This is a genomic window from Rheinheimera sp. MM224, from assembly GCF_947090785.1.
Classification (GTDB): Bacteria; Pseudomonadota; Gammaproteobacteria; order Enterobacterales; family Alteromonadaceae; genus Pararheinheimera.
Genome location: NZ_OX352320.1, coordinates 208,174 through 227,084 on the forward strand (window position 1 = coordinate 208,174; position 18,911 = coordinate 227,084).

The following is an 18,911-nucleotide window of genomic DNA, read 5'->3' on the forward strand; positions in this document are numbered from 1 at the left end:
GTAAGTTTTTATCAAATGCCTAGGCAAATTGAGCTGTTAGCTGCTGCCAGCGTTTTTGCTGCAGTTGCAGATTGCGCCGAACTTCCAGCATTTGCTGCTTTAAATCAAATTCATTGTACTGTTGCATCAATTGTTGTTTTTTCTGTTGCAGCAGTACTTTTTTCACATCGTAATAAGCATGCATTTTTTCCATCAGCAGCTCGTACTCATGCTCAAGGCGTTGCATCACCAGCTCAGCGTCTGGCAAGTGCGACACTTTGGCCTGTGCACGTTTTAATTGCATCTGTACTTTGGCTTTTTCGATGCGGTCCGGTGGGCAGACCCGTAAATTGCGGGTTAAACCTAACCAGGAACAGCTTTTAATCAGCCATTTAGTCGGGTCAAATTGCCACCATTTAATGCCGTTGCGGTAATCGTATTCAAAAATATGGTGGAAGTTATGATAACCCTCACCATAAGTTAAAAAGGCCAGTATGCCGTTATCCCGTGCACTGTTCTGATCGGTGTAAGGCTGGTTGCCCCAGATATGAGCTAAAGAGTTAATAAAAAACGTAAAATGGTGGCTCAGCACTAAACGTAAAACCCCCACGCTTAATAACATGCCGATATAGCTATCGGTTAACCAGCCTAAAAACAGTGGGATACCAAAGTTGGTTGCCACAGTCAGTACCAGATAGTTTTTGTGCTGCCACATCACTATTTTATTGTTCTGTAAGTCGCGGGCGTTGCTGTAATCAGCATAAGTATTGCTTTGATACTCGCGTAACATCCAACCAATATGGCTGAACCAAAACCCACGCTGTGCTGAGTAGGGATCTTTATCGTTTTGATCAACAAATTTATGGTGGACACGGTGATCGGAAGACCAATGCAGAGCGCTGTTTTGCAGAGCAAAAGCACCACCTATGGCATAAAACCATTGTAAAGCAGGATGTGCATCATAAGTTTTGTGCGCCCAGAGTCTGTGGTAACCGGCGGTGATCGACATACCGCAATAACCCAAACATACAATAGTGGCAATAATCTCTGTCCAGGTAAAACCAACAGCTATGGCATACCAAGGCACCAGAATGGCGGCAACAAGAAAAGTGGACGCAAACAGAATTACGTTGGTCCAGATAATTGGGGGTTTATTCATTTTGGGAACTTTAGGCTTACAACTGTAAGCTAATTTAGCCGTGCAAAGTTGCAGGGTCAAGCGTTAAAATGAGGAAGAAGCAAAAAGGAGTGAGCCGTGACCCGCGCCCAACAAAAAGAAAAAACCAGACGCGCTATTATAGATGCAGCTTTTCAGCAGCTTAGCGCTGATAAGGGCTACTCAAGTTTAAGTTTACGTGAAGTAGCGCGCGAAGCAGGTATTGCTCCAACCTCCTTTTATCGCCATTTTACGGATATGGATGAATTAGGCCTAACTCTGGTCGATGAAGCCGGTCTGATGCTTCGTCAGTTATTGCGCCAAGCCCGGCATCGCATTGAAGCCAATGGCAGCGTGATCCGCACCTCTATTGAAACCTTTATGGAATTCGTCACCGGCCACAGCAATGTGTTTCGTTTACTGCTGCGTGAACGTTCAGGCACATCAGCGGCTTTTCGTAGTGCTGTAGCCCGGGAGATTTATCATTTTGGTGCTGAGCTGGCGGATTATCTGCGTAAAGAAACAGATTGTCCGGCTGAACGTGCCCAGATGCAGGCGGAAGCTATGGTGATCTTAGTCTTTCATGCCGGAGCTGATGCGCTGGATGCAACGGCAGAGCAGCGCAAACAAATCACCCAGCGCACTATTATGCAGTTGCGCTGGATGGCTCATGGTGCTGCCAGTTATGGTCGCAAAAGTCAGTTATCGCAAAGCTAAGCAGTAAGCTTGCGTAACCAGACACCAGATTCAATATGGTGGGTGTAAGGGAACTGATCAAACAAAGCAAAAGCTTTGATTTCATGGGTTTTACTTAGCTGCTGTAAGTTCTGTTCTAAAGTGACAGGATTACAGGAGATATAAATAATATCGTTAAACTGGCTGACAAAAGCTTCAGTGGCTGGATCTAAACCAGCCCGTGGTGGGTCAACCAGAATAGTATCCAGCTGTAACTCTGATAAATCCAAGGTCTTTAACTTTTTGCCTGTGGCCATGGCCGCACTGACATCCTCAGCTGACATTTGCAACACCTGCAAATTCGTCACCTGGTTCATTTCAATATTCAGCTGTGCAGATTTAATCGAACTGCGGGCAATCTCTGTGGCAACAACCTGACGGAAATAAGGCGTCAGGGCCAGCGAGAAGTTGCCGTTACCGCAATAGAGTTCTAGTAAGTCGCCTTTGAGCTGGCTTGATATATCACAAGCCCACTCCAGCATCTGTTGATTTACTTTGGCATTTGGCTGGGTAAAGCTGTTTTCAATTTGTTGGTAACTTAAAGTGCGGTCTTTGACTGTCAGCTTTTCAATAATATGGTCGCGATGCACCAACACTTTTTGTTTGCGCGAACGGCCAATAAAGTCCAGCGGCCATTGCTCTGCTAAATCAGCTTTTAACAAAGCGGCTTGTTCGGCCCAATCGTCACTTAATGGCTTCTTATAAATAAGAGAAACCAACAGCTCGCCACTTAAGCCGCTCAGGTAATCAATCTGGTACAACTTGTTTCGCAGTGCCGGACGCTTTTTCAGCTCTTCCAATAGCACTGGCATAAAATCGGCTATTTGTTTGCAGGCGACAGGGAAGTAATCAATGCGCTGTTTTTGTTTGGTTTCTGAGTCAAACATAATGTGGAACAAATCGTCCCCTTCATGCCAGACCCGAAATTCAGCACGTTGACGATAATGGCTGGGTTCGGAGCGGAACAACTCTAACTCTGGCAACGCATAGGATGCAAACAGCTGCTCTATACCAGCTTGCTTTTCTGCCAGTTGAGTTTCATATAAATCCGGAAATACTTGCCCTAAAGCCATTGCCTGTCACCTGTTGTCGAAAAAGCGGCCTATTCTAAGGGCTTTTGCCTGAATGTCTATCAGCAAAAGCAAGCTGCAGATAAAAGTAGCAGAGCAACTGCCTTAGCGGGCGAATGTCTGGCAAAATAGCGCCAGAGCTTTTCGATAGATTTTTTCAGAAGATATGGCATGCGCATAGGTTTTATCGACAGTGGAGTGGGTGGTCTTTCTATATTAGAAGCGGTGCGTGCTTTAGTGCCTGCGGATTACTTCTATATGATGGATAACAGATACTTGCCTTATGGCACTAAATCGGAGTTATTTATCCGCCAGCGCTTAAAACAACTGACCGAACATCTGCTGACTCATCAGGTTGATCTGATTGTTATCGCCTGCAACACTGCTACTACTCAGGCAGTTGATTGGTTACGTCAGCAGTTTGATTTGCCTTTTGTTGGCGTAGTACCCGCCATTAAACCTGCTGCTTTATATTGTGCTGGCGAAAAAATGGCATTGCTGGCCACTCCGGCCACAGTCAAAGGCCACTATATACAGAAGCTGGTAGCCGATTATGCTGGTCAGAGTCAGGTGCAATTGGTCGGTAGCAGCGAACTAGTGATGCTGGCGGAGCAAAAAGTCTGGGCAGATGCTGATGTAAAAGTAGAAGTGGCTCTGGTTATCAAAGACAGTGGCTTAAATGAATTCGCGCCTAAAGCTATTATCTTGGGCTGCACCCATTTTCCTTTTTTAGCTCAAGAGATCCGTTCTGCTTTTACAGAAGCTCCAAAGCTGTTTGATACAGCCGATGCAATAGCCAGAAGAGTGCAACATTTAGCGGTCGGAATTACTTCTCTATATAAAGAGAATAATCAGGATTGTTTTATTGCAACACAAGAACTGACAGAGCAGCAAAAAGGAAGAGTCAAACAGATGGGATTTGGCCAGCAGAGTTGCTGGCCAGATTTATATCAGGACTAATACAGTTTATTCGTCGTTATCGTCACCGTCCTGACGTTCTTTGGCTTCACGCACTTTTAACGTACGCTCCTGGAACGCAAAGTCGTTTAACTTCTGGATCATCTTGTTGGCATCTTTCGCTGCCACTTCAACAAAACCAAAACCACGGCGACGACCTGTCTGGCGATCTTTCATCAAACGTACGTTGACGACTACACCAAACTTTTGGAACAACTCACGTACAGCATCTTCATTGGCACGGTAAGGTAAGTTACCTACATATAAAGTAGCAGTTTCACCGTCGTAGTTTGTTTTAGCTGCTGCAGGAGAACCTGTGCTTGCAATAGAGGCACCTTTGACTTCAACCAGAACAGGTACCAATACACCACCCAGCACTACACCTATGGTCACTAATACAGAAGCACTTAAAGCAAGATCAGGGATTAATAGTAAAACCAGATAAACGATGATGGCTAACGCCAGAGTAAAAGGTAAGGATCGTTGTAAATTAGCTAACATAAAGATTTCCTAAGTAATAAAGATGAAAGAGTCAGAGTAAATACATATAAATACTTAAAGCTCTTTCATATTAGCGACTAGTTCTTAAGCAGCCAACTACTAAATGCATGGTTACTGATATTGTTTTTGGAGCTATTTTGCCCATATTGACGGTTTAACCAGCAAACGATCGCCAAAGCCTCAAAAAACTAATATTTAGTATTGCACGCTGCCAAAAACTCCCTATAATGCGCGCCATGCCAACGGGGTGATGCGAAAGCAGCTCTGGGGTGGTTTTGAAATGAAGTGAAAAATGATGCAAAACATCGCTTGACACGAGATTGAAAATCACTAAAATGGCCGCCTCGCAACGCGGTGGAGTCGAAAGGCTCAAAAGTGAAGCGAAGTGAGTTAAGTAGGTGGGTTTGATAAATAAATTCAAATCGCTGGCTTGACACAAATTCTGGGAAGTGTAAGATACGCCTCCCGCTGAACAAGGTCTTAACCGGTTCAGCACTGCTCTTTAACAATAAGCAATCAATCATCTGTGTGGGCACTCACGGAATAGATTCTGCAGCGAGCAATCGCAAAAAGAATATATATCAGTGAAGTGACTAACAGATACTCTGTCCGAAAGGATGGATGTTTTAAGTCAGTGATACTGAGCAGCTACTTCGGTGGCAAATTAAACTTTAATTGAAGAGTTTGATCATGGCTCAGATTGAACGCTGGCGGCAGGCCTAACACATGCAAGTCGAGCGGGGTTTTCGGACCTAGCGGCGGACGGGTGAGTAATGCGTAGGAAGCTGCCCGATAGAGGGGGATACCAGTTGGAAACGACTGTTAATACCGCATAATGTCTACGGACCAAAGTGTGGGACCTTCGGGCCACATGCTATCGGATGCGCCTACGTGGGATTAGCTAGTTGGTGAGGTAATGGCTCACCAAGGCGACGATCTCTAGCTGGTTTGAGAGGATGATCAGCCACACTGGAACTGAGACACGGTCCAGACTCCTACGGGAGGCAGCAGTGGGGAATATTGGACAATGGGCGCAAGCCTGATCCAGCCATGCCGCGTGTGTGAAGAAGGCCTTCGGGTTGTAAAGCACTTTCAGCGAGGAGGAAGGGATGTATGTTAATAGCATGCATTTTTGACGTTACTCGCAGAAGAAGCACCGGCTAACTCTGTGCCAGCAGCCGCGGTAATACAGAGGGTGCAAGCGTTAATCGGAATTACTGGGCGTAAAGCGCACGTAGGCGGTTGGTTAAGTTGGATGTGAAAGCCCCGGGCTCAACCTGGGAATTGCATTCAAAACTGGCCAACTAGAATACGGGAGAGGGGGGTAGAATTCCAAGTGTAGCGGTGAAATGCGTAGAGATTTGGAGGAATACCAGTGGCGAAGGCGGCCCCCTGGCCCGATATTGACGCTGAGGTGCGAAAGCGTGGGGAGCAAACAGGATTAGATACCCTGGTAGTCCACGCCGTAAACGATGTCTACTAGCTGTTCGTGGTCTTGTACTGTGAGTAGCGCAGCTAACGCACTAAGTAGACCGCCTGGGGAGTACGGTCGCAAGATTAAAACTCAAATGAATTGACGGGGGCCCGCACAAGCGGTGGAGCATGTGGTTTAATTCGACGCAACGCGAAGAACCTTACCTACTCTTGACATCTACGGAAGACTGCAGAGATGCGGTTGTGCCTTCGGGAACCGTAAGACAGGTGCTGCATGGCTGTCGTCAGCTCGTGTTGTGAAATGTTGGGTTAAGTCCCGCAACGAGCGCAACCCCTATCCTTAGTTGCCAGCGAGTTAAGTCGGGAACTCTAGGGAGACTGCCGGTGATAAACCGGAGGAAGGTGGGGACGACGTCAAGTCATCATGGCCCTTACGAGTAGGGCTACACACGTGCTACAATGGTACGTACAGAGGGAGGCAAGCTGGCGACAGTGAGCGGATCTCTTAAAGCGTATCGTAGTCCGGATCGCAGTCTGCAACTCGACTGCGTGAAGTCGGAATCGCTAGTAATCGCAAATCAGAATGTTGCGGTGAATACGTTCCCGGGCCTTGTACACACCGCCCGTCACACCATGGGAGTGGGTTGCAAAAGAAGTAGGTAGCTTAACCTTCGGGAGGGCGCTTACCACTTTGTGATTCATGACTGGGGTGAAGTCGTAACAAGGTAACCCTAGGGGAACCTGGGGTTGGATCACCTCCTTACCTAAAGCAGATTTAGTTCGTGTAGTGTCCACACAGATGATTGATTGATACGTAGAGCAAACAGTAAGAACCATTGCGGTTACGGCTGGTCTGTAGCTCAGGTGGTTAGAGCGCACCCCTGATAAGGGTGAGGTCGGTAGTTCGAGTCTACTCAGACCAACCAATTCGCTTTATGCTTCGTTACGGCGAATGTAAAACGAATGACCGAATATCCCAAATGGGGTTATAGCTCAGCTGGGAGAGCGCCTGCCTTGCACGCAGGAGGTCAGCGGTTCGATCCCGCTTAACTCCACCATTACTTAAGAATATTCTGAAAGTAAAATTACTGTTTGAAAACTCAAAGACAAGTTCTTCGGTATGAAGTATTTCTCTTTGAGCTTTATGCTCGAAGTGCTCTTTAACAAATTGGCAAGCTGATAGAAAGAAAACAAGGTAACAATATTTATTTGTGAACCTTATCACACCTTCAATTCCAGACATTTTGGGGTTGTATGGTTAAGTGACTAAGCGTACACGGTGGATGCCTTGGCAGTCAGAGGCGATGAAGGACGTGCTAACCTGCGAAAAGCTGTGAGAAGTCGGTAAGAGACGTTAGACTCACAGATGTCCGAATGGGGAAACCCACCTGATTTATCAGGTATCGTATGATGAATACATAGTCATACGAGGCGAACCGGGAGAACTGAAACATCTAAGTACCCCGAGGAAAAGAAATCAACCGAGATCCCCTTAGTAGCGGCGAGCGAACGGGGGCTAGCCCTTAAGTTGATAAAGAGTTAGTGGAACGCTCTGGAAAGTGCGGCGATACAGGGTGATAGCCCCGTACACGAAAAGGCTTTATCAATGAAAACGAGTAGGACGGGACACGTGGTATCCTGTTTGAACATGGGGGGACCATCCTCCAAGGCTAAATACTCCTGACTGACCGATAGTGAACCAGTACCGTGAGGGAAAGGCGAAAAGAACCCCTGTTAGGGGAGTGAAATAGAACCTGAAACCGTGTACGTACAAGCAGTGGGAGCCCCTTCGTGGGGTGACTGCGTACCTTTTGTATAATGGGTCAGCGACTTACATTCTGTAGCGAGGTTAACCGAATAGGGGAGCCGTAGGGAAACCGAGTCTTAACTGGGCGAATAGTTGCAGGGTGTAGACCCGAAACCGGGCGATCTATCCATGAGCAGGTTGAAGGTTGGGTAACACTAACTGGAGGACCGAACCCACAAATGTTGAAAAATTTGGGGATGACTTGTGGATCGGAGTGAAAGGCTAATCAAGCTCGGAGATATCTGGTTCTCCTCGAAAGCTATTTAGGTAGCGCCTCGAGCGAATACCATTGGGGGTAGAGCACTGTTAAGGCTAGGGGGTCATCCCGACTTACCAACCCTTTGCAAACTCCGAATACCAATGAGTACTACTCGGGAGACACACGACGGGTGCTAACGTCCGCCGTGAAAAGGGAAACAACCCAGACCACCAGCTAAGGTCCCAAAGTCATGGTTAAGTGGAAAACGATGTGGAAAGGCATAGACAGCTAGGAGGTTGGCTTAGAAGCAGCCACCCTTTAAAGAAAGCGTAATAGCTCACTAGTCGAGTCGGTCTGCGCGGAAGATGTAACGGGGCTAAACCATGCACCGAAGCTGTGGACTTGCACTATGTGCAAGTGGTAGAGGAGCGTTCTGTAAGCCGTTGAAGGTATCTCGTGAGGGGTGCTGGAGGTATCAGAAGTGCGAATGCTGACATAAGTAACGATAAGGGGAGTGAAAAACTTCCCCGCCGGAAGACCAAGGGTTCCTATCCCATGCTAATCAGGGTAGGGTAAGTCGGCCCCTAAGGCGAGGCAGAAATGCGTAGTCGATGGGAAACGGGTTAATATTCCCGTACCGACAATACTGCGATGGGGGGACGGAGAAAGCTAGGCAGGCATGGCGTTGGTAGTCCATGTGAAAGTGCGTAGGAAGGGGGATTAGGCAAATCCGGTTCCCTATATTCTGAGACACGAGACGAGCCACTACGGTGGTGAAGCTGTTGACGCTACGCTTCCAGGAAAAGCCTCTAAGCTTCAGGTATTGTCGACCGTACTCGAAACCGACACAGGTGGTCAGGTAGAGCATACCAAGGCGCTTGAGAGAACTCTGGTGAAGGAACTAGGCAAAATAGTACCGTAACTTCGGGAGAAGGTACGCTCTTGTGTGTGAAGGACTTGCTCCGTAAGCACGTGAGAGTCGCAGTGACCAGCTGGCTGCAACTGTTTATTAAAAACACAGCACTCTGCAAACTCGTAAGAGGACGTATAGGGTGTGACACCTGCCCGGTGCCGGAAGGTTAATTGATGGGGTTAGCGCAAGCGAAGCTCTTGATCGAAGCCCCGGTAAACGGCGGCCGTAACTATAACGGTCCTAAGGTAGCGAAATTCCTTGTCGGGTAAGTTCCGACCTGCACGAATGGTGTAATGATGGCCAGGCTGTCTCCACCAGAGACTCAGTGAAATTGAAATTGCGGTGAAGATGCCGTATACCCGCGGCTAGACGGAAAGACCCCGTGAACCTTTACTATAGCTTGGCACTGAACATTGACCCTACATGTGTAGGATAGGTGGGAGACATTGAAGTTGCGACGCCAGTCGTGATGGAGTCGTCCTTGAAATACCACCCTTGTATGTTTGATGTTCTAACGTAGGCCCCTAATCGGGGTTGCGGACAGTGTCTGGTGGGTAGTTTGACTGGGGCGGTCTCCTCCTAAAGAGTAACGGAGGAGCACGAAGGTTGGCTAAGTACGGTCGGACATCGTACGGTTAGTGCAAAGGCAGAAGCCAGCTTAACTGCGAGACAGACACGTCGAGCAGGTACGAAAGTAGGTCTTAGTGATCCGGTGGTTCTGTATGGAAGGGCCATCGCTCAACGGATAAAAGGTACTCCGGGGATAACAGGCTGATACCGCCCAAGAGTTCATATCGACGGCGGTGTTTGGCACCTCGATGTCGGCTCATCACATCCTGGGGCTGAAGTCGGTCCCAAGGGTATGGCTGTTCGCCATTTAAAGTGGTACGCGAGCTGGGTTTAGAACGTCGTGAGACAGTTCGGTCCCTATCTGCCGTGGGCGTTGGATGATTGATTGGAGTTGTTCCTAGTACGAGAGGACCGGAATGAACGAACCGCTGGTGTTCGGGTTGTCATGCCAATGGCACTGCCCGGTAGCTACGTTCGGAACGGATAACCGCTGAAAGCATCTAAGCGGGAAGCCGGCCAAGAGATGAGTCATCCCTTGTACCTTGAGTACACATAAGGGTCGTTGGAGACCACAACGTTGATAGGTGAGGTGTGGAAGCGTGGTGACACGTTAAGCTAACTCATACTAATTGCCCGAGAGGCTTAACCATACAACGCCCAAGGTGTTTGTGTGTGGTGTGAAAAGAATTCTATCTAGCTTGCTTGTTAAAGACCTAAAAACAGTTTTTGCCTGGTGGCAATAGCGCTGTGGAACCACCTGACTCCATTCCGAACTCAGAAGTGAAACGCAGCCGCGACGATGGTAGTGTGGCAGATGCCATGCGAGAGTAGTTCACCGCCAGGCTCCCAATTAAGCCAGAAGGCCCAGTCGAAAGACTGGGCCTTTTTGCTTTATGCGAATTTAGTGGTGGACCATTCGAGCACGGCATTCCCCATGCGACAAATTGGCCGGGAGCCAATTTGGACCGCCAACGGCGGGTCGCGAAGCGACGAACCCCACGGATGGGGTGAGCAATGTAGTTCACCGCACCCAAATCCTGAGCAAATCCGCTCAAACTAACAACAAAACCAGCTTAATTAGCGTCCCGATCTAAACCTATCTAACATCCTCCACCCCGCGATCTGTCGCTTTTACTCTGAATACTTGCTGTGAAGCCTGCTGTTTATTCGGATCAAACAACAACGGAAAATCAAAAACTGAACTTTGCTCACGTAATTTCTGCAGCAAACATAAGCGCTTAACAGGTAAAGGACATAGTTTTAGCGCCTGGCCTAATAAAGTTCCTGCTGCAAAACCTTCAAGCCCCACATCTGACAACGGATCTGTTGATTGCTGAATCATCAATCTCTGATACTCCCGCACTAAAAGCCACTTTGTATCTGTAGGTTTTGGTACCACCATGGTAGCCATCACTTTGTCTTCTTTATCCAGCAAAGCACTTAACTGCTGCAAACCAGCAAAAGATACGGTGGCATATTGAGGTCTGTAACCTTTGCTACGACCAAAATTGATGGCTTCGGCGAGAGGTTTGTAGGTGCCGACCATAAACACCAACTCAACACCAGCTTTTATCAACTCCGACACTCCGGTTTCTATTTCCGTACTATTGCGTTGAAAACGCGCAGTGACTACAGGTGATATGCCTTTTAACTGCAGCGCTTTTAAGTAACCTTGTTCAACAGAGGCGCCAAATTCGTCTGCTTGCAGTAATAAGCCTACTTTGGTGTCCGGTTTTTGTAGCAGGTAATCCACCTGACTTTGAGTTTCTTCGTCATAACCTGCCCGCAAATGATAGATGAAATTGAGTTCTGGCTGACGCAATAAAGAGGCACCGGTGAAGGGGGCTATATAAGGAACTTGGTAATGCTGCAGCAAAGGCAAAATGGCAGCGGAGGTTGGTGTACCCACATAAGAGAATAAGGCTAATACTTTGTTTTCTATTATAAATTGTCTGGTATTCAGGACAGTTAGTTCGGGTTCGTACTGATCATCTTTAACAAGTAACTGCACTTTGGTACCCTGAATGCCTCCCTCTTTGTTCAACTGGTTAATCGCCAGTTCTACACCGTTTTTATAGCTTTGACCTATACCGCTGGCATTTCCAGTTAGCGGTACCGACATTCCTAATTGGATAGTTTCTGCTTGTGCGGATGCAGCAGAAGCGCAGACTAACAACAGCATTGATCGTATAGATGACATGCTTAGTCGTGGCATAGATTGGTACTCTTACAGCTTTAATAGCTAAGAGCTTAGTTGAAAATGTCGGAGGAAACCTTGTTCTGGCTCACAAATGAAGCAGCTTACACAGCTCTGGGAGTTTTTGTTTAGCCGCAGGTTCTGAAATCTGCTGCCATTCATGTTTTTGCCACAGCCGTTGTACTAACAACAGTGCTGTTTGATAGTCCACTTTGGCATAAAACAAATTAAACCAGCACTGCAAATGGGTTTCTATTAGTTCGTATGGGCGCAATCCTGTCTGGAATAACTGCAGTTCGGTGTTTTGCTGTGCTGTGAGTTCTATAGAAGGAGGTTGTGCCCACAATAAAGCTAAAGCTGGATCCAGAGAGCGTTGTTTATCAGCAAGCTGCCAATACAGCTGCCTGGAAAATTGCTGCTGTAAAGCTCTGAATTGCTCGCCGTATAGCATTAACACTGAGGCTTCATTACTGGCTTGTTCATTTTGGTGGCTGAGCTTTACCGGGCTAAAACCTGCTTTTTGCCAGAACTTTACTAAAGCCAAAGTTGCACCAAAACTGGTGCCAATCAGATACTGCTGTCCCAATAAATCCTGCAACACAAAGCTCAATAATTGACTGCCAAGCCCCTGCGTTTGCACAGATGGATGCACCACAATTCGCTGAATTCTGGCCATTTTTTGCTCTGCCAATTGTGGCTGCAGGCAATGAAAAGCTAAGCTTTGGGCCAATAAATGCCCTTGGACTCTGCGTTTGCCATGTGATACCTCAACAGTAAGTTCTGCATCCAGCTCACCTTCAAAACTGATTAAAGCACAGGCGATTACCTGCTGATCTTGCTCAAGTGTATACAGCTTCAGTGCCGGGTTATCCAATAAAGCCCAGAGATCCATCACATCGGTTTGATAATGTGCCAGGCTGAGTAAACTAAAGATTTGTTGTAGCTTTTGAGGTTGTAGCAGCAGGTCTTTGATCGTATAGCTGAAGGCTTTTGGTTGCAGCGGTGCTGTAATTACAGAGTGTGTTTGCTCCAGTAAAAAACCTTTAAAAACCAGCTGCTCCAGCGGGTCATTTGCCTGATAGCGTATCGGTTGATGCAGATGTAGTTTCTGAAAACCAGGGCAATGCTGCTGTAAATAACTTTGAAAGCGTAACTGAAAACCACGGCCTGTGCCTTCGTAACCATGTTCTGTAGTGGCGAAGACTAAGCGGCTATAAAGATCAGTCAGTTGCTGCAATTGAGGAGTGGGAATAGCAGCGGCTTCATCCACCAAAATCACAGTGTTCTGCTGCTTTTCTGCCAGTAAAACATCGACAGGCACAAAACGAATGGTACCGTTTAGCAGCTGATTTTGGCCTGGCTGATACGACTGACTTAAAAGATCTGCAGCGATAAAAAATGCGGTTTGCACAGCAACAGGCGAAGGGCCCGTCAGTAGAATATCGGTTTTACCTTGCTGTGCTAATTGAGCCGCAGCTAACCCCAAAGCACTGGATTTGCCACGACCACGGTGAGCCGTCAGTACTAAAGGGCGGCGTCTGTGACCTGTGACTACCTTATGAATCGCTGTCACTGCTTGTTGTTGTTCAGCCGTGCGATAAGGCAGTTCAGCTTGTACTTGAGCAATAGCTTCCGGTAAGAGAGGCATTACAGCAGAGTTGTTTTCGATAAGCTTCACCCAGCGCTGTTCTGATAAGTGCTCTAACCAAAACTGTTTAAATAAGCCTGTATAAGCTGTCGCATCAAGCGGATAGGGTAATACTCTTTTGGCGGCTGGGTTAGGCAGCTGTCGCCACAAATCCGGCTCGTTGGTGACAAATAACCAAAGCCCACCTGCTTTTAGGCAACCGCTGCTGGCTGCTACTAAATCCCAGTCGCCAGCATGGTGTGCATCCACCACCAGCAGATCACATTCTGTACCCAGCCATTGCTGCTTTTGTTTGGCTGACAATAGCGTAAAACCAGCAGGGGCTTGTTGGCCTAACCAATAACTTATGCCTTCTGGCTTTAAAGCTGAAAGTTGCTGCTGTGTATAAGCTTCAGAACCTGCTAACCAGATCGGTAAACGCCAGCCACGCTCTTGATAAGCGCTTTGTTGCTGGCGGATGATCTGCGGCAGGTCGCTCATGGTTTAAACAGGCTCTAACCTTGCATAAGCCGTCACCAGCCATTTACTGCCCAGTTCGTCAAAGTTCACCTGAATACGGGACTGTGGCCCTGTGCCTTCATAATTCAGCACTGTACCTTCACCAAACTTATCGTGTAATACCCGTTGGCCCAGCTTAAACCCAGTATTCTCAAAGGCACTATGGCTGGCGGCGCTACCAAAACGGTTCATTTGGGTAGGCTTGCTGACATTAGTGGTCAGGCGAATTTCTTCTAAACAGTCGGCCGGAATTTCACGGATAAAACGTGATGGTCTGTTGTATTGCTCCTGACCATATAAACGGCGGCTTTCGGCATGAGTTAAATACAACTTCTGCATAGCCCGGGTCATACCGACATAACATAACCGACGTTCTTCTTCCAAACGTTCGCTGTCATCACCACTTTGCTGGCTTGGGAACATGCCTTCTTCCAGACCACAGATAAACACCAGCGGGAATTCTAAACCTTTGGCGCTGTGTAACGTCATCAGCTGCACTGCATCTGAATGTTCTTCGGCCTGATATTCACCGGCCTCCAAAGCGGCCTGAGATAAAAAGGCAGACAGTGGTGTCATCTCTTCCGTATTAACATAAGTGGCGTTGGCGCAAGCGTTGACCAGTTCATTTAAATTTTCTACTCTGGTCTGGGCTTTTTCGCCTTTTTCGGCCAGGTACATCGCCATCAGACCAGATAGTTGAATCACATGATCCGCTTGCTCATCCAGACTTAAATCTTTGCTGTCGGCTTCGAGCTGATCAATCATCTGCACAAAGGTGCTGATGGCATTGGCTGCACGGCCAGTCAGTTGTTTATTGGCCAGCATTTGCTGCAGGCTTTGCCACAAGGTTACTTGCAGAGAACGGGCATTTTCCCGCACTTTGTCCATAGTGGTATCGCCAATACCTCGTACCGGAGTATTGATAATACGTTCCAGCGCGGCATCATCTTGTCTGTTATTAATCAGACGCAGATAAGCCAGCGCATCTTTAATTTCCTGGCGTTCGTAAAAACGTAAGCCGCCATAGATACGGTAGTTAATACCGTCCTGAATTAAGGCTTCTTCCAGCACCCGTGACTGGGCGTTATTGCGATACAGTACTGCGGCTTCAATCAGCTTGCCGCCTTCACGTTTCCACTCACGAATACGGCCGACGATAAAACGTGCTTCATCCAGCTCGTTAAAAGCGGTGTAGAGCGAAATGGCTTCGCCTTGTTCGCCGTCCGTCCACAGGTCTTTACCCAAACGGTCGCTGTTATGCGCAATCACACAGTTGGCGGCTTTTAAAATAGTGCCGGTGGAGCGATAGTTTTGTTCGAGGCGGATAGTGACAGGTTCAGGATAGTCCTTTAAAAACTGCTGAATGTTTTCCACTTTAGCGCCACGCCAGCCGTAGATGGACTGGTCATCGTCGCCTACTATCATCACTTTACTTTCAGTGCCAGCCAGTAAACGTAACCATTCATACTGAATCGAGTTGGTATCCTGGAACTCGTCGACCAAAATATGGCGGAAACGCTGCTGATAATGAGCCCGGATTTGTGGTTGCTGTTTAATCAGCTCGAAACTGCGCAGTAAAATTTCAGCAAAGTCGACCAAACCTGAGCGGTCACACATCTCCTGATAGGCAGCGTAAATTTTGATCATGGTTTGCAGGCTGAAATCGCCATGCGCATCCATAGTGCCAGGGCGCTGACCCTCGTCTTTACGGGCGTTGATAAACCATTGAATTTGTTTAGGTGGCCAGTGTTTTTCGTCTAAATTCAGCGCTTTTAATACCCGACGCACTAAACGGTATTGATCGTCTGAGTCGATGATCTGAAAACCCTGAGGTAAACCCGCTTCCAGATAATGTGCGCGCAACATGCGGTGCGACAAGCCGTGGAAAGTGCCCATCCACAGATTATTTAAACTGACGCCTATGGTCTGTTCGATACGGTTACGCATTTCCTGTGAGGCTTTATTGGTAAAAGTCACAGCCAATAAACTATAAGGCGCAACCCGTTCCACCTGCATTAGCCAGGCTAAGCGATGCACCAGTACCCGGGTTTTGCCCGAGCCGGCACCGGCTAATACCAGCATATGTTGAGGAGGAGCGGCTACCGCATCACGTTGTTTATCGTTTAAGCCATCCAGTAAAGAAGAGACATCCATTAGCAGTAAGTACCTGTCGCTGACGCAAAATTTGCCGACATTATATACCCATCTTGCTTGTCACCCCAGCTTTGATGCCCAAGCTATTGATAATTGCATTGAGGACTAAAGCAAAGCTCGTAGCTGCTCCAACGAATCAATTTGCAGATGAGGCAATACAGAGGTTTGAAAATGGGCTTCATGCTTCAGCCACACCGCCTGACAACCGGCATTCAGCGCACCCCGTACATCGGCTTTGCTGTTATCACCTATATGCAGCAGCTGATGGGGCGCAATAGCCAGCTGCTGGCAGGCTTTATGAAACATATCAGGGTAGGGCTTCATTTTGCCGCTTGGGCCTGCATGATAAGCCTGTTTAAAGTACTGACTGATACGCAGCAGTGTTAAATCGGCATTGCCATTGGTAATAGCCACCAGTGGGTAACGCTCCGCTAAGGCTTTGAGTAGCTGATGGTTGGAGTCCGGCACTATTAAGTTGCTACGGGCGGTATAAAAAGCACTAAAAGCCAGTTCGGCAATTTCACCGGCTTCACAGCGACCAATACCTAGCTCTGTTAAGCCTTGTTCTACCGATAGTAAGCGCCAGCGGCTGACATCGTGGCGAACTTCCGGGTCAAGTTGTGCCAGCTCTTTGCGTTTTTGCCACCAGAATTCAGGATCAATCAGCCCAAGTTTGGGAGCTAGTTGTAGCAGCTTTTGTTGCATAGCCAGTTCAGCCTGTTCAATCACAGGGCCGTTGTTATATAGCGTATCGTCCAAATCAAAAGAGATAGCTTTAAAAGGCAAAAGGGCTTTGTAAACACGCATAGTTGAGTTCGTTTTGTTCGCTATAAGCTGCAGTGTACTGCTTTTACGCTTGGGAGTAGCAAAAAGGATCTGTTGTTTGACCTCAAAGAATGCCGTTGAGAAGATCTTTAAAAGCCGGGCCAATTTTAATCTGCATCTGATTACTTAAGCGGATTGATGTGCTGTCGAGGCCAACCACATGTTGTTTATTCACCAGAAAAGACTTCTGCACCTGAATAAAATCAGCCGTGGCCACCTGCTGATAAATTTGTTTTAAAGTGGCGTTTACTAACACCATCTGCTGGCCTTGCCAGACTTTGACATAATTGCCATAGGCCTCAAAACAGCACACTTCTGAAAGACCAAACTTGCGCAGCTCACGCTCCACTTTCAGTAGGATTGACGCAGGTTTTTCCGACTCCAAAACCAGCCGGCGTCTGACTTTCTGTAGTGCTGTAGCAAAACGTTCTGCACTGATAGGTTTGAGCAGGTAATCGGCAACGTCCAGCTCAAAGCCATCCAGCGCATACTGGGGGTAGGCACTGCTGATAATCACTTGTGGTTTGTTTTGCATCACTTTCAGCATATCGAGACCCGTTAATACCGGCATCTGGATATCTAAAATCAGCAGATCCACTTGTTGCTTAGCCAATACCGCCAATGCTTCTGCTGCACTATAACAAGAGCCGATAATGGTGATATCTGTATAGGCTTTGCAGTGATAAGTGATGACCTGATGGGCCAGCGGCTCGTCATCTACGATCAGCAGTTTCAGCATGGAGGACGCTCCAATTCCAGCCTCAGCTCAGCACGCCAGCCAAAGGCTGTGGCGGCACTGCTTAAAGTGTAATTTTCGCCATAACATAGCTGTAGACGGCGGCGCAGATTTTCCAGCCCTATACCTGCAAGTGCAGCGCTCTGCTGCGCGGGCACTGTATTTTCACAGATAAAGATCAGTCTGTTGCCTTGGAGTTGCAGTTGGATGTTCACTTTGCTGGGTTCTGCTGTGCTTTCCACGCCATGTTTATAGGCGTTTTCCACCAGCATAATCAACAGCAAAGGAGGCAGCAGATGCTGGTCTGCATGCTCTGGCAGGCTGAGCCTAAGTTCTGTTTTATTACTGACACGCAATTGTTGTAAGGCCAGATAATCCTGCAAATAATTAATCTCCTGCTGCAACGTGACCAATGGCTGGCTGCCCTGATATACCACGTATCTTAATAAATCGGCTAGCCGCAGTATCAGCGTAGGAGCTTGTTCAGACTGCACCAGGCAAAGCGCATACAGGTTGTTTAAGGTATTAAATAAAAAGTGCGGATTAATCTGTTGTTGCAACAATAAGAGTTCAGTCTGAACTTGTCTGTGCTGAATTTGCGCCAGATTTTTTTCCTGCTGTTGCCGGTCAAAAGCCAGGATCAGCGGAGTGCTGACCAGCCAAATGCCCAGCACAAATTTAAAGTTATACCAATCAAAAGCATTGTGGTTACCGGACGCCAGTACTGTGACTTCATAGCTGTTGATGGGCAAGCATAACAACAGGCTGGCCAGCAGTGGATAACTTAGCATCAGTACACAGAGGCTGGTGAGCACAAAGGGCAACAAGCCATGTTTTGCCAGCAAGCGGCGGATCAGCAGATAACGGTTCAGCCAGTAGTAGCCATACATCAGACTGGCAATCAGACCAAACTGCAGCAGGTAGCCAATAAATTCAAAGGGGTAATGCAGCAGTCTGTCGATATGGACTTGCAGTGGTATAGGCTGGTTTGCCAGAGGCTCCTGGTGTGAACCAAGTAATAAAGCCATAAACAGCACCCAGCCTGTCAGCAGCAGGATCACTGCTGTGTCCAGCGACCAGAGTTTTTGCAACCAGCTGTTATTACTGCCTGGCGAGAGTTTCAACTGATAAAACTGCTCCATCCAATACAATAAGCTGCCGCAGAAGGCAATCAACCAGCAGCTTAGATCCAGCAACAGCACTGAGTTTTCTAGCCTGAGATTTATACTGAGCAGTGGATACAGCAGCATAGCAACGAGCCACAACAACCAATACAGAGCCCGCACTGGTTGCTGCAATTTATACAACAACAGCTGCGCCAGTAATAGCGGGGATAACTCCAGCAGCAACTGACCAAATAAATAGCTGGTGCGACTCCAGTTTGCTATCTGTTCATCCTGCAGCAAACTCCAGACCGACCAGCATAATGCAAGCAACACTGGCAGCAGCGGAAATAAGTCTTTGAGTTTGAGCGCCAGCTTCATAGTTGTTCCGGAATTTTAATCTGGCTCCTATGTTGCCTAGGCTGGTTG

At 47.6% G+C, this 18,911-nt stretch carries 11 protein-coding genes, 2 tRNA genes and 3 rRNA genes; 7 read left to right on the forward strand and 9 right to left on the reverse strand.

The features are described 5' to 3' along the window. Positions 1 to 19 precede the first annotated feature (19 nt). A complete protein-coding gene (locus OM978_RS01020; RefSeq protein ID WP_264344789.1) occupies positions 20 to 1,138 on the reverse strand; it encodes an acyl-CoA desaturase in 1,119 nt (372 codons plus the stop codon). Positions 1,139 to 1,234: 96 nt separating this feature from the next. Between OM978_RS01020 and fabR the strand changes: the two genes are divergently transcribed. Further along, entirely contained in the window at positions 1,235 to 1,852 is a 618-nt protein-coding gene (fabR, locus tag OM978_RS01025; protein ID WP_233009835.1) for an HTH-type transcriptional repressor FabR, read from the forward strand. Here the strand turns inward: fabR and trmA are convergent. Further along, entirely contained in the window at positions 1,849 to 2,943 is a 1,095-nt protein-coding gene (gene trmA / locus OM978_RS01030) for a tRNA (uridine(54)-C5)-methyltransferase TrmA (RefSeq protein ID WP_264344794.1), read from the reverse strand. The two genes, fabR and trmA, sit on opposite strands and share 4 nt — an antisense overlap. A 168-nt stretch (positions 2,944 to 3,111) precedes the next feature. Between trmA and murI the strand changes: the two genes are divergently transcribed. Further along, positions 3,112 to 3,900 carry a glutamate racemase gene (gene murI, locus OM978_RS01035; protein WP_264344796.1) on the forward strand — a complete coding sequence of 263 codons (789 nt, stop codon included), beginning with the start codon at positions 3,112 to 3,114 and terminating at the stop codon, positions 3,898 to 3,900. Between the two features lie 6 nt (positions 3,901 to 3,906). Here the strand turns inward: murI and OM978_RS01040 are convergent, their stop codons facing one another. Then, complete coding sequence (locus OM978_RS01040; protein ID WP_127019425.1) at positions 3,907 to 4,398, reverse strand: RNA recognition motif domain-containing protein; 492 nt, start codon at positions 4,396 to 4,398, stop codon at positions 3,907 to 3,909. A gap of 672 nt (positions 4,399 to 5,070) precedes the next feature. Between OM978_RS01040 and OM978_RS01045 the strand changes: the two genes are divergently transcribed. The 5 genes from OM978_RS01045 (at position 5,071) to rrf (ending at position 10,165) form a co-directional block, all read left to right on the forward strand. Next, positions 5,071 to 6,595, forward strand: a 16S ribosomal RNA gene (locus OM978_RS01045). An 86-nt stretch (positions 6,596 to 6,681) separates the two neighbouring features. After that, positions 6,682 to 6,758: transfer RNA gene (locus tag OM978_RS01050), tRNA-Ile, on the forward strand. A 56-nt stretch (positions 6,759 to 6,814) separates the two neighbouring features. Further along, positions 6,815 to 6,890, forward strand: a tRNA-Ala gene (locus OM978_RS01055). 198 nt (positions 6,891 to 7,088) lie between these two features. After that, a 23S ribosomal RNA gene (locus tag OM978_RS01060) occupies positions 7,089 to 9,971 on the forward strand. 79 nt (positions 9,972 to 10,050) lie between these two features. Beyond that, positions 10,051 to 10,165, forward strand: a 5S ribosomal RNA gene (gene rrf, locus OM978_RS01065). The 16S, 23S and 5S rRNA genes sit together here with 2 tRNA genes alongside, the layout of an rRNA operon. Before the next feature lie 252 nt (positions 10,166 to 10,417). Here rrf and OM978_RS01070 read toward each other — a convergent pair. The 6 genes from OM978_RS01070 to OM978_RS01095 all read right to left on the reverse strand — a co-directional run bounded on the left by OM978_RS01070 (position 10,418) and on the right by OM978_RS01095 (position 18,863). Further along, positions 10,418 to 11,521, reverse strand: a complete 1,104-nt coding sequence (locus OM978_RS01070) for an ABC transporter substrate-binding protein (RefSeq protein ID WP_264344799.1) — start codon at positions 11,519 to 11,521, stop codon at positions 10,418 to 10,420. Between the two features lie 85 nt (positions 11,522 to 11,606). After that, on the reverse strand, positions 11,607 to 13,646 hold the full coding sequence (locus tag OM978_RS01075) for a GNAT family N-acetyltransferase (RefSeq protein WP_264344802.1): 2,040 nt from the start codon (positions 13,644 to 13,646) through the stop codon (positions 11,607 to 11,609). Positions 13,647 to 13,649: 3 nt separating this feature from the next. Beyond that, positions 13,650 to 15,818 (reverse strand): DNA helicase II, encoded by a 2,169-nt coding sequence (uvrD, locus tag OM978_RS01080; protein ID WP_264344806.1) that lies wholly within the window; start codon positions 15,816 to 15,818, stop codon positions 13,650 to 13,652. Positions 15,819 to 15,923: 105 nt separating this feature from the next. Beyond that, positions 15,924 to 16,625 (reverse strand): HAD-IA family hydrolase, encoded by a 702-nt coding sequence (locus OM978_RS01085; RefSeq protein WP_264344809.1) that lies wholly within the window; start codon positions 16,623 to 16,625, stop codon positions 15,924 to 15,926. Positions 16,626 to 16,707: 82 nt separating this feature from the next. Further along, positions 16,708 to 17,382 carry a LytR/AlgR family response regulator transcription factor gene (locus OM978_RS01090; RefSeq protein ID WP_264344811.1) on the reverse strand — a complete coding sequence of 225 codons (675 nt, stop codon included), beginning with the start codon at positions 17,380 to 17,382 and terminating at the stop codon, positions 16,708 to 16,710. Then, positions 17,376 to 18,863, reverse strand: coding sequence for a sensor histidine kinase (locus OM978_RS01095; protein ID WP_264344814.1), 1,488 nt, complete (start codon positions 18,861 to 18,863; stop codon positions 17,376 to 17,378). The genes OM978_RS01090 and OM978_RS01095 overlap by 7 nt, the downstream gene beginning before the upstream one ends. Positions 18,864 to 18,911 lie beyond the last annotated feature (48 nt).

Excerpts from the sequence above, each read along its gene's own strand:
- OM978_RS01020 (WP_264344789.1), bottom strand. The coding sequence starts at position 1,138 with ATGAATAAACCCCCAATTATCTGGACCAACGTAATTCTGTTTGCGTCC.
- trmA (WP_264344794.1), bottom strand. The coding sequence starts at position 2,943 with ATGGCTTTAGGGCAAGTATTTCCGGATTTATATGAAACTCAACTGGCA.
- murI (WP_264344796.1), top strand. The coding sequence starts at position 3,112 with ATGCGCATAGGTTTTATCGACAGTGGAGTGGGTGGTCTTTCTATATTA.
- OM978_RS01040 (WP_127019425.1), bottom strand. The coding sequence starts at position 4,398 with ATGTTAGCTAATTTACAACGATCCTTACCTTTTACTCTGGCGTTAGCC.
- OM978_RS01070 (WP_264344799.1), bottom strand. The coding sequence starts at position 11,521 with ATGTCATCTATACGATCAATGCTGTTGTTAGTCTGCGCTTCTGCTGCA.
- OM978_RS01075 (WP_264344802.1), bottom strand. The coding sequence starts at position 13,646 with ATGAGCGACCTGCCGCAGATCATCCGCCAGCAACAAAGCGCTTATCAA.
- uvrD (WP_264344806.1), bottom strand. The coding sequence starts at position 15,818 with ATGGATGTCTCTTCTTTACTGGATGGCTTAAACGATAAACAACGTGAT.
- OM978_RS01085 (WP_264344809.1), bottom strand. The coding sequence starts at position 16,625 with ATGCGTGTTTACAAAGCCCTTTTGCCTTTTAAAGCTATCTCTTTTGAT.
- OM978_RS01090 (WP_264344811.1), bottom strand. The coding sequence starts at position 17,382 with ATGCTGAAACTGCTGATCGTAGATGACGAGCCGCTGGCCCATCAGGTC.
- OM978_RS01095 (WP_264344814.1), bottom strand. The coding sequence starts at position 18,863 with ATGAAGCTGGCGCTCAAACTCAAAGACTTATTTCCGCTGCTGCCAGTG.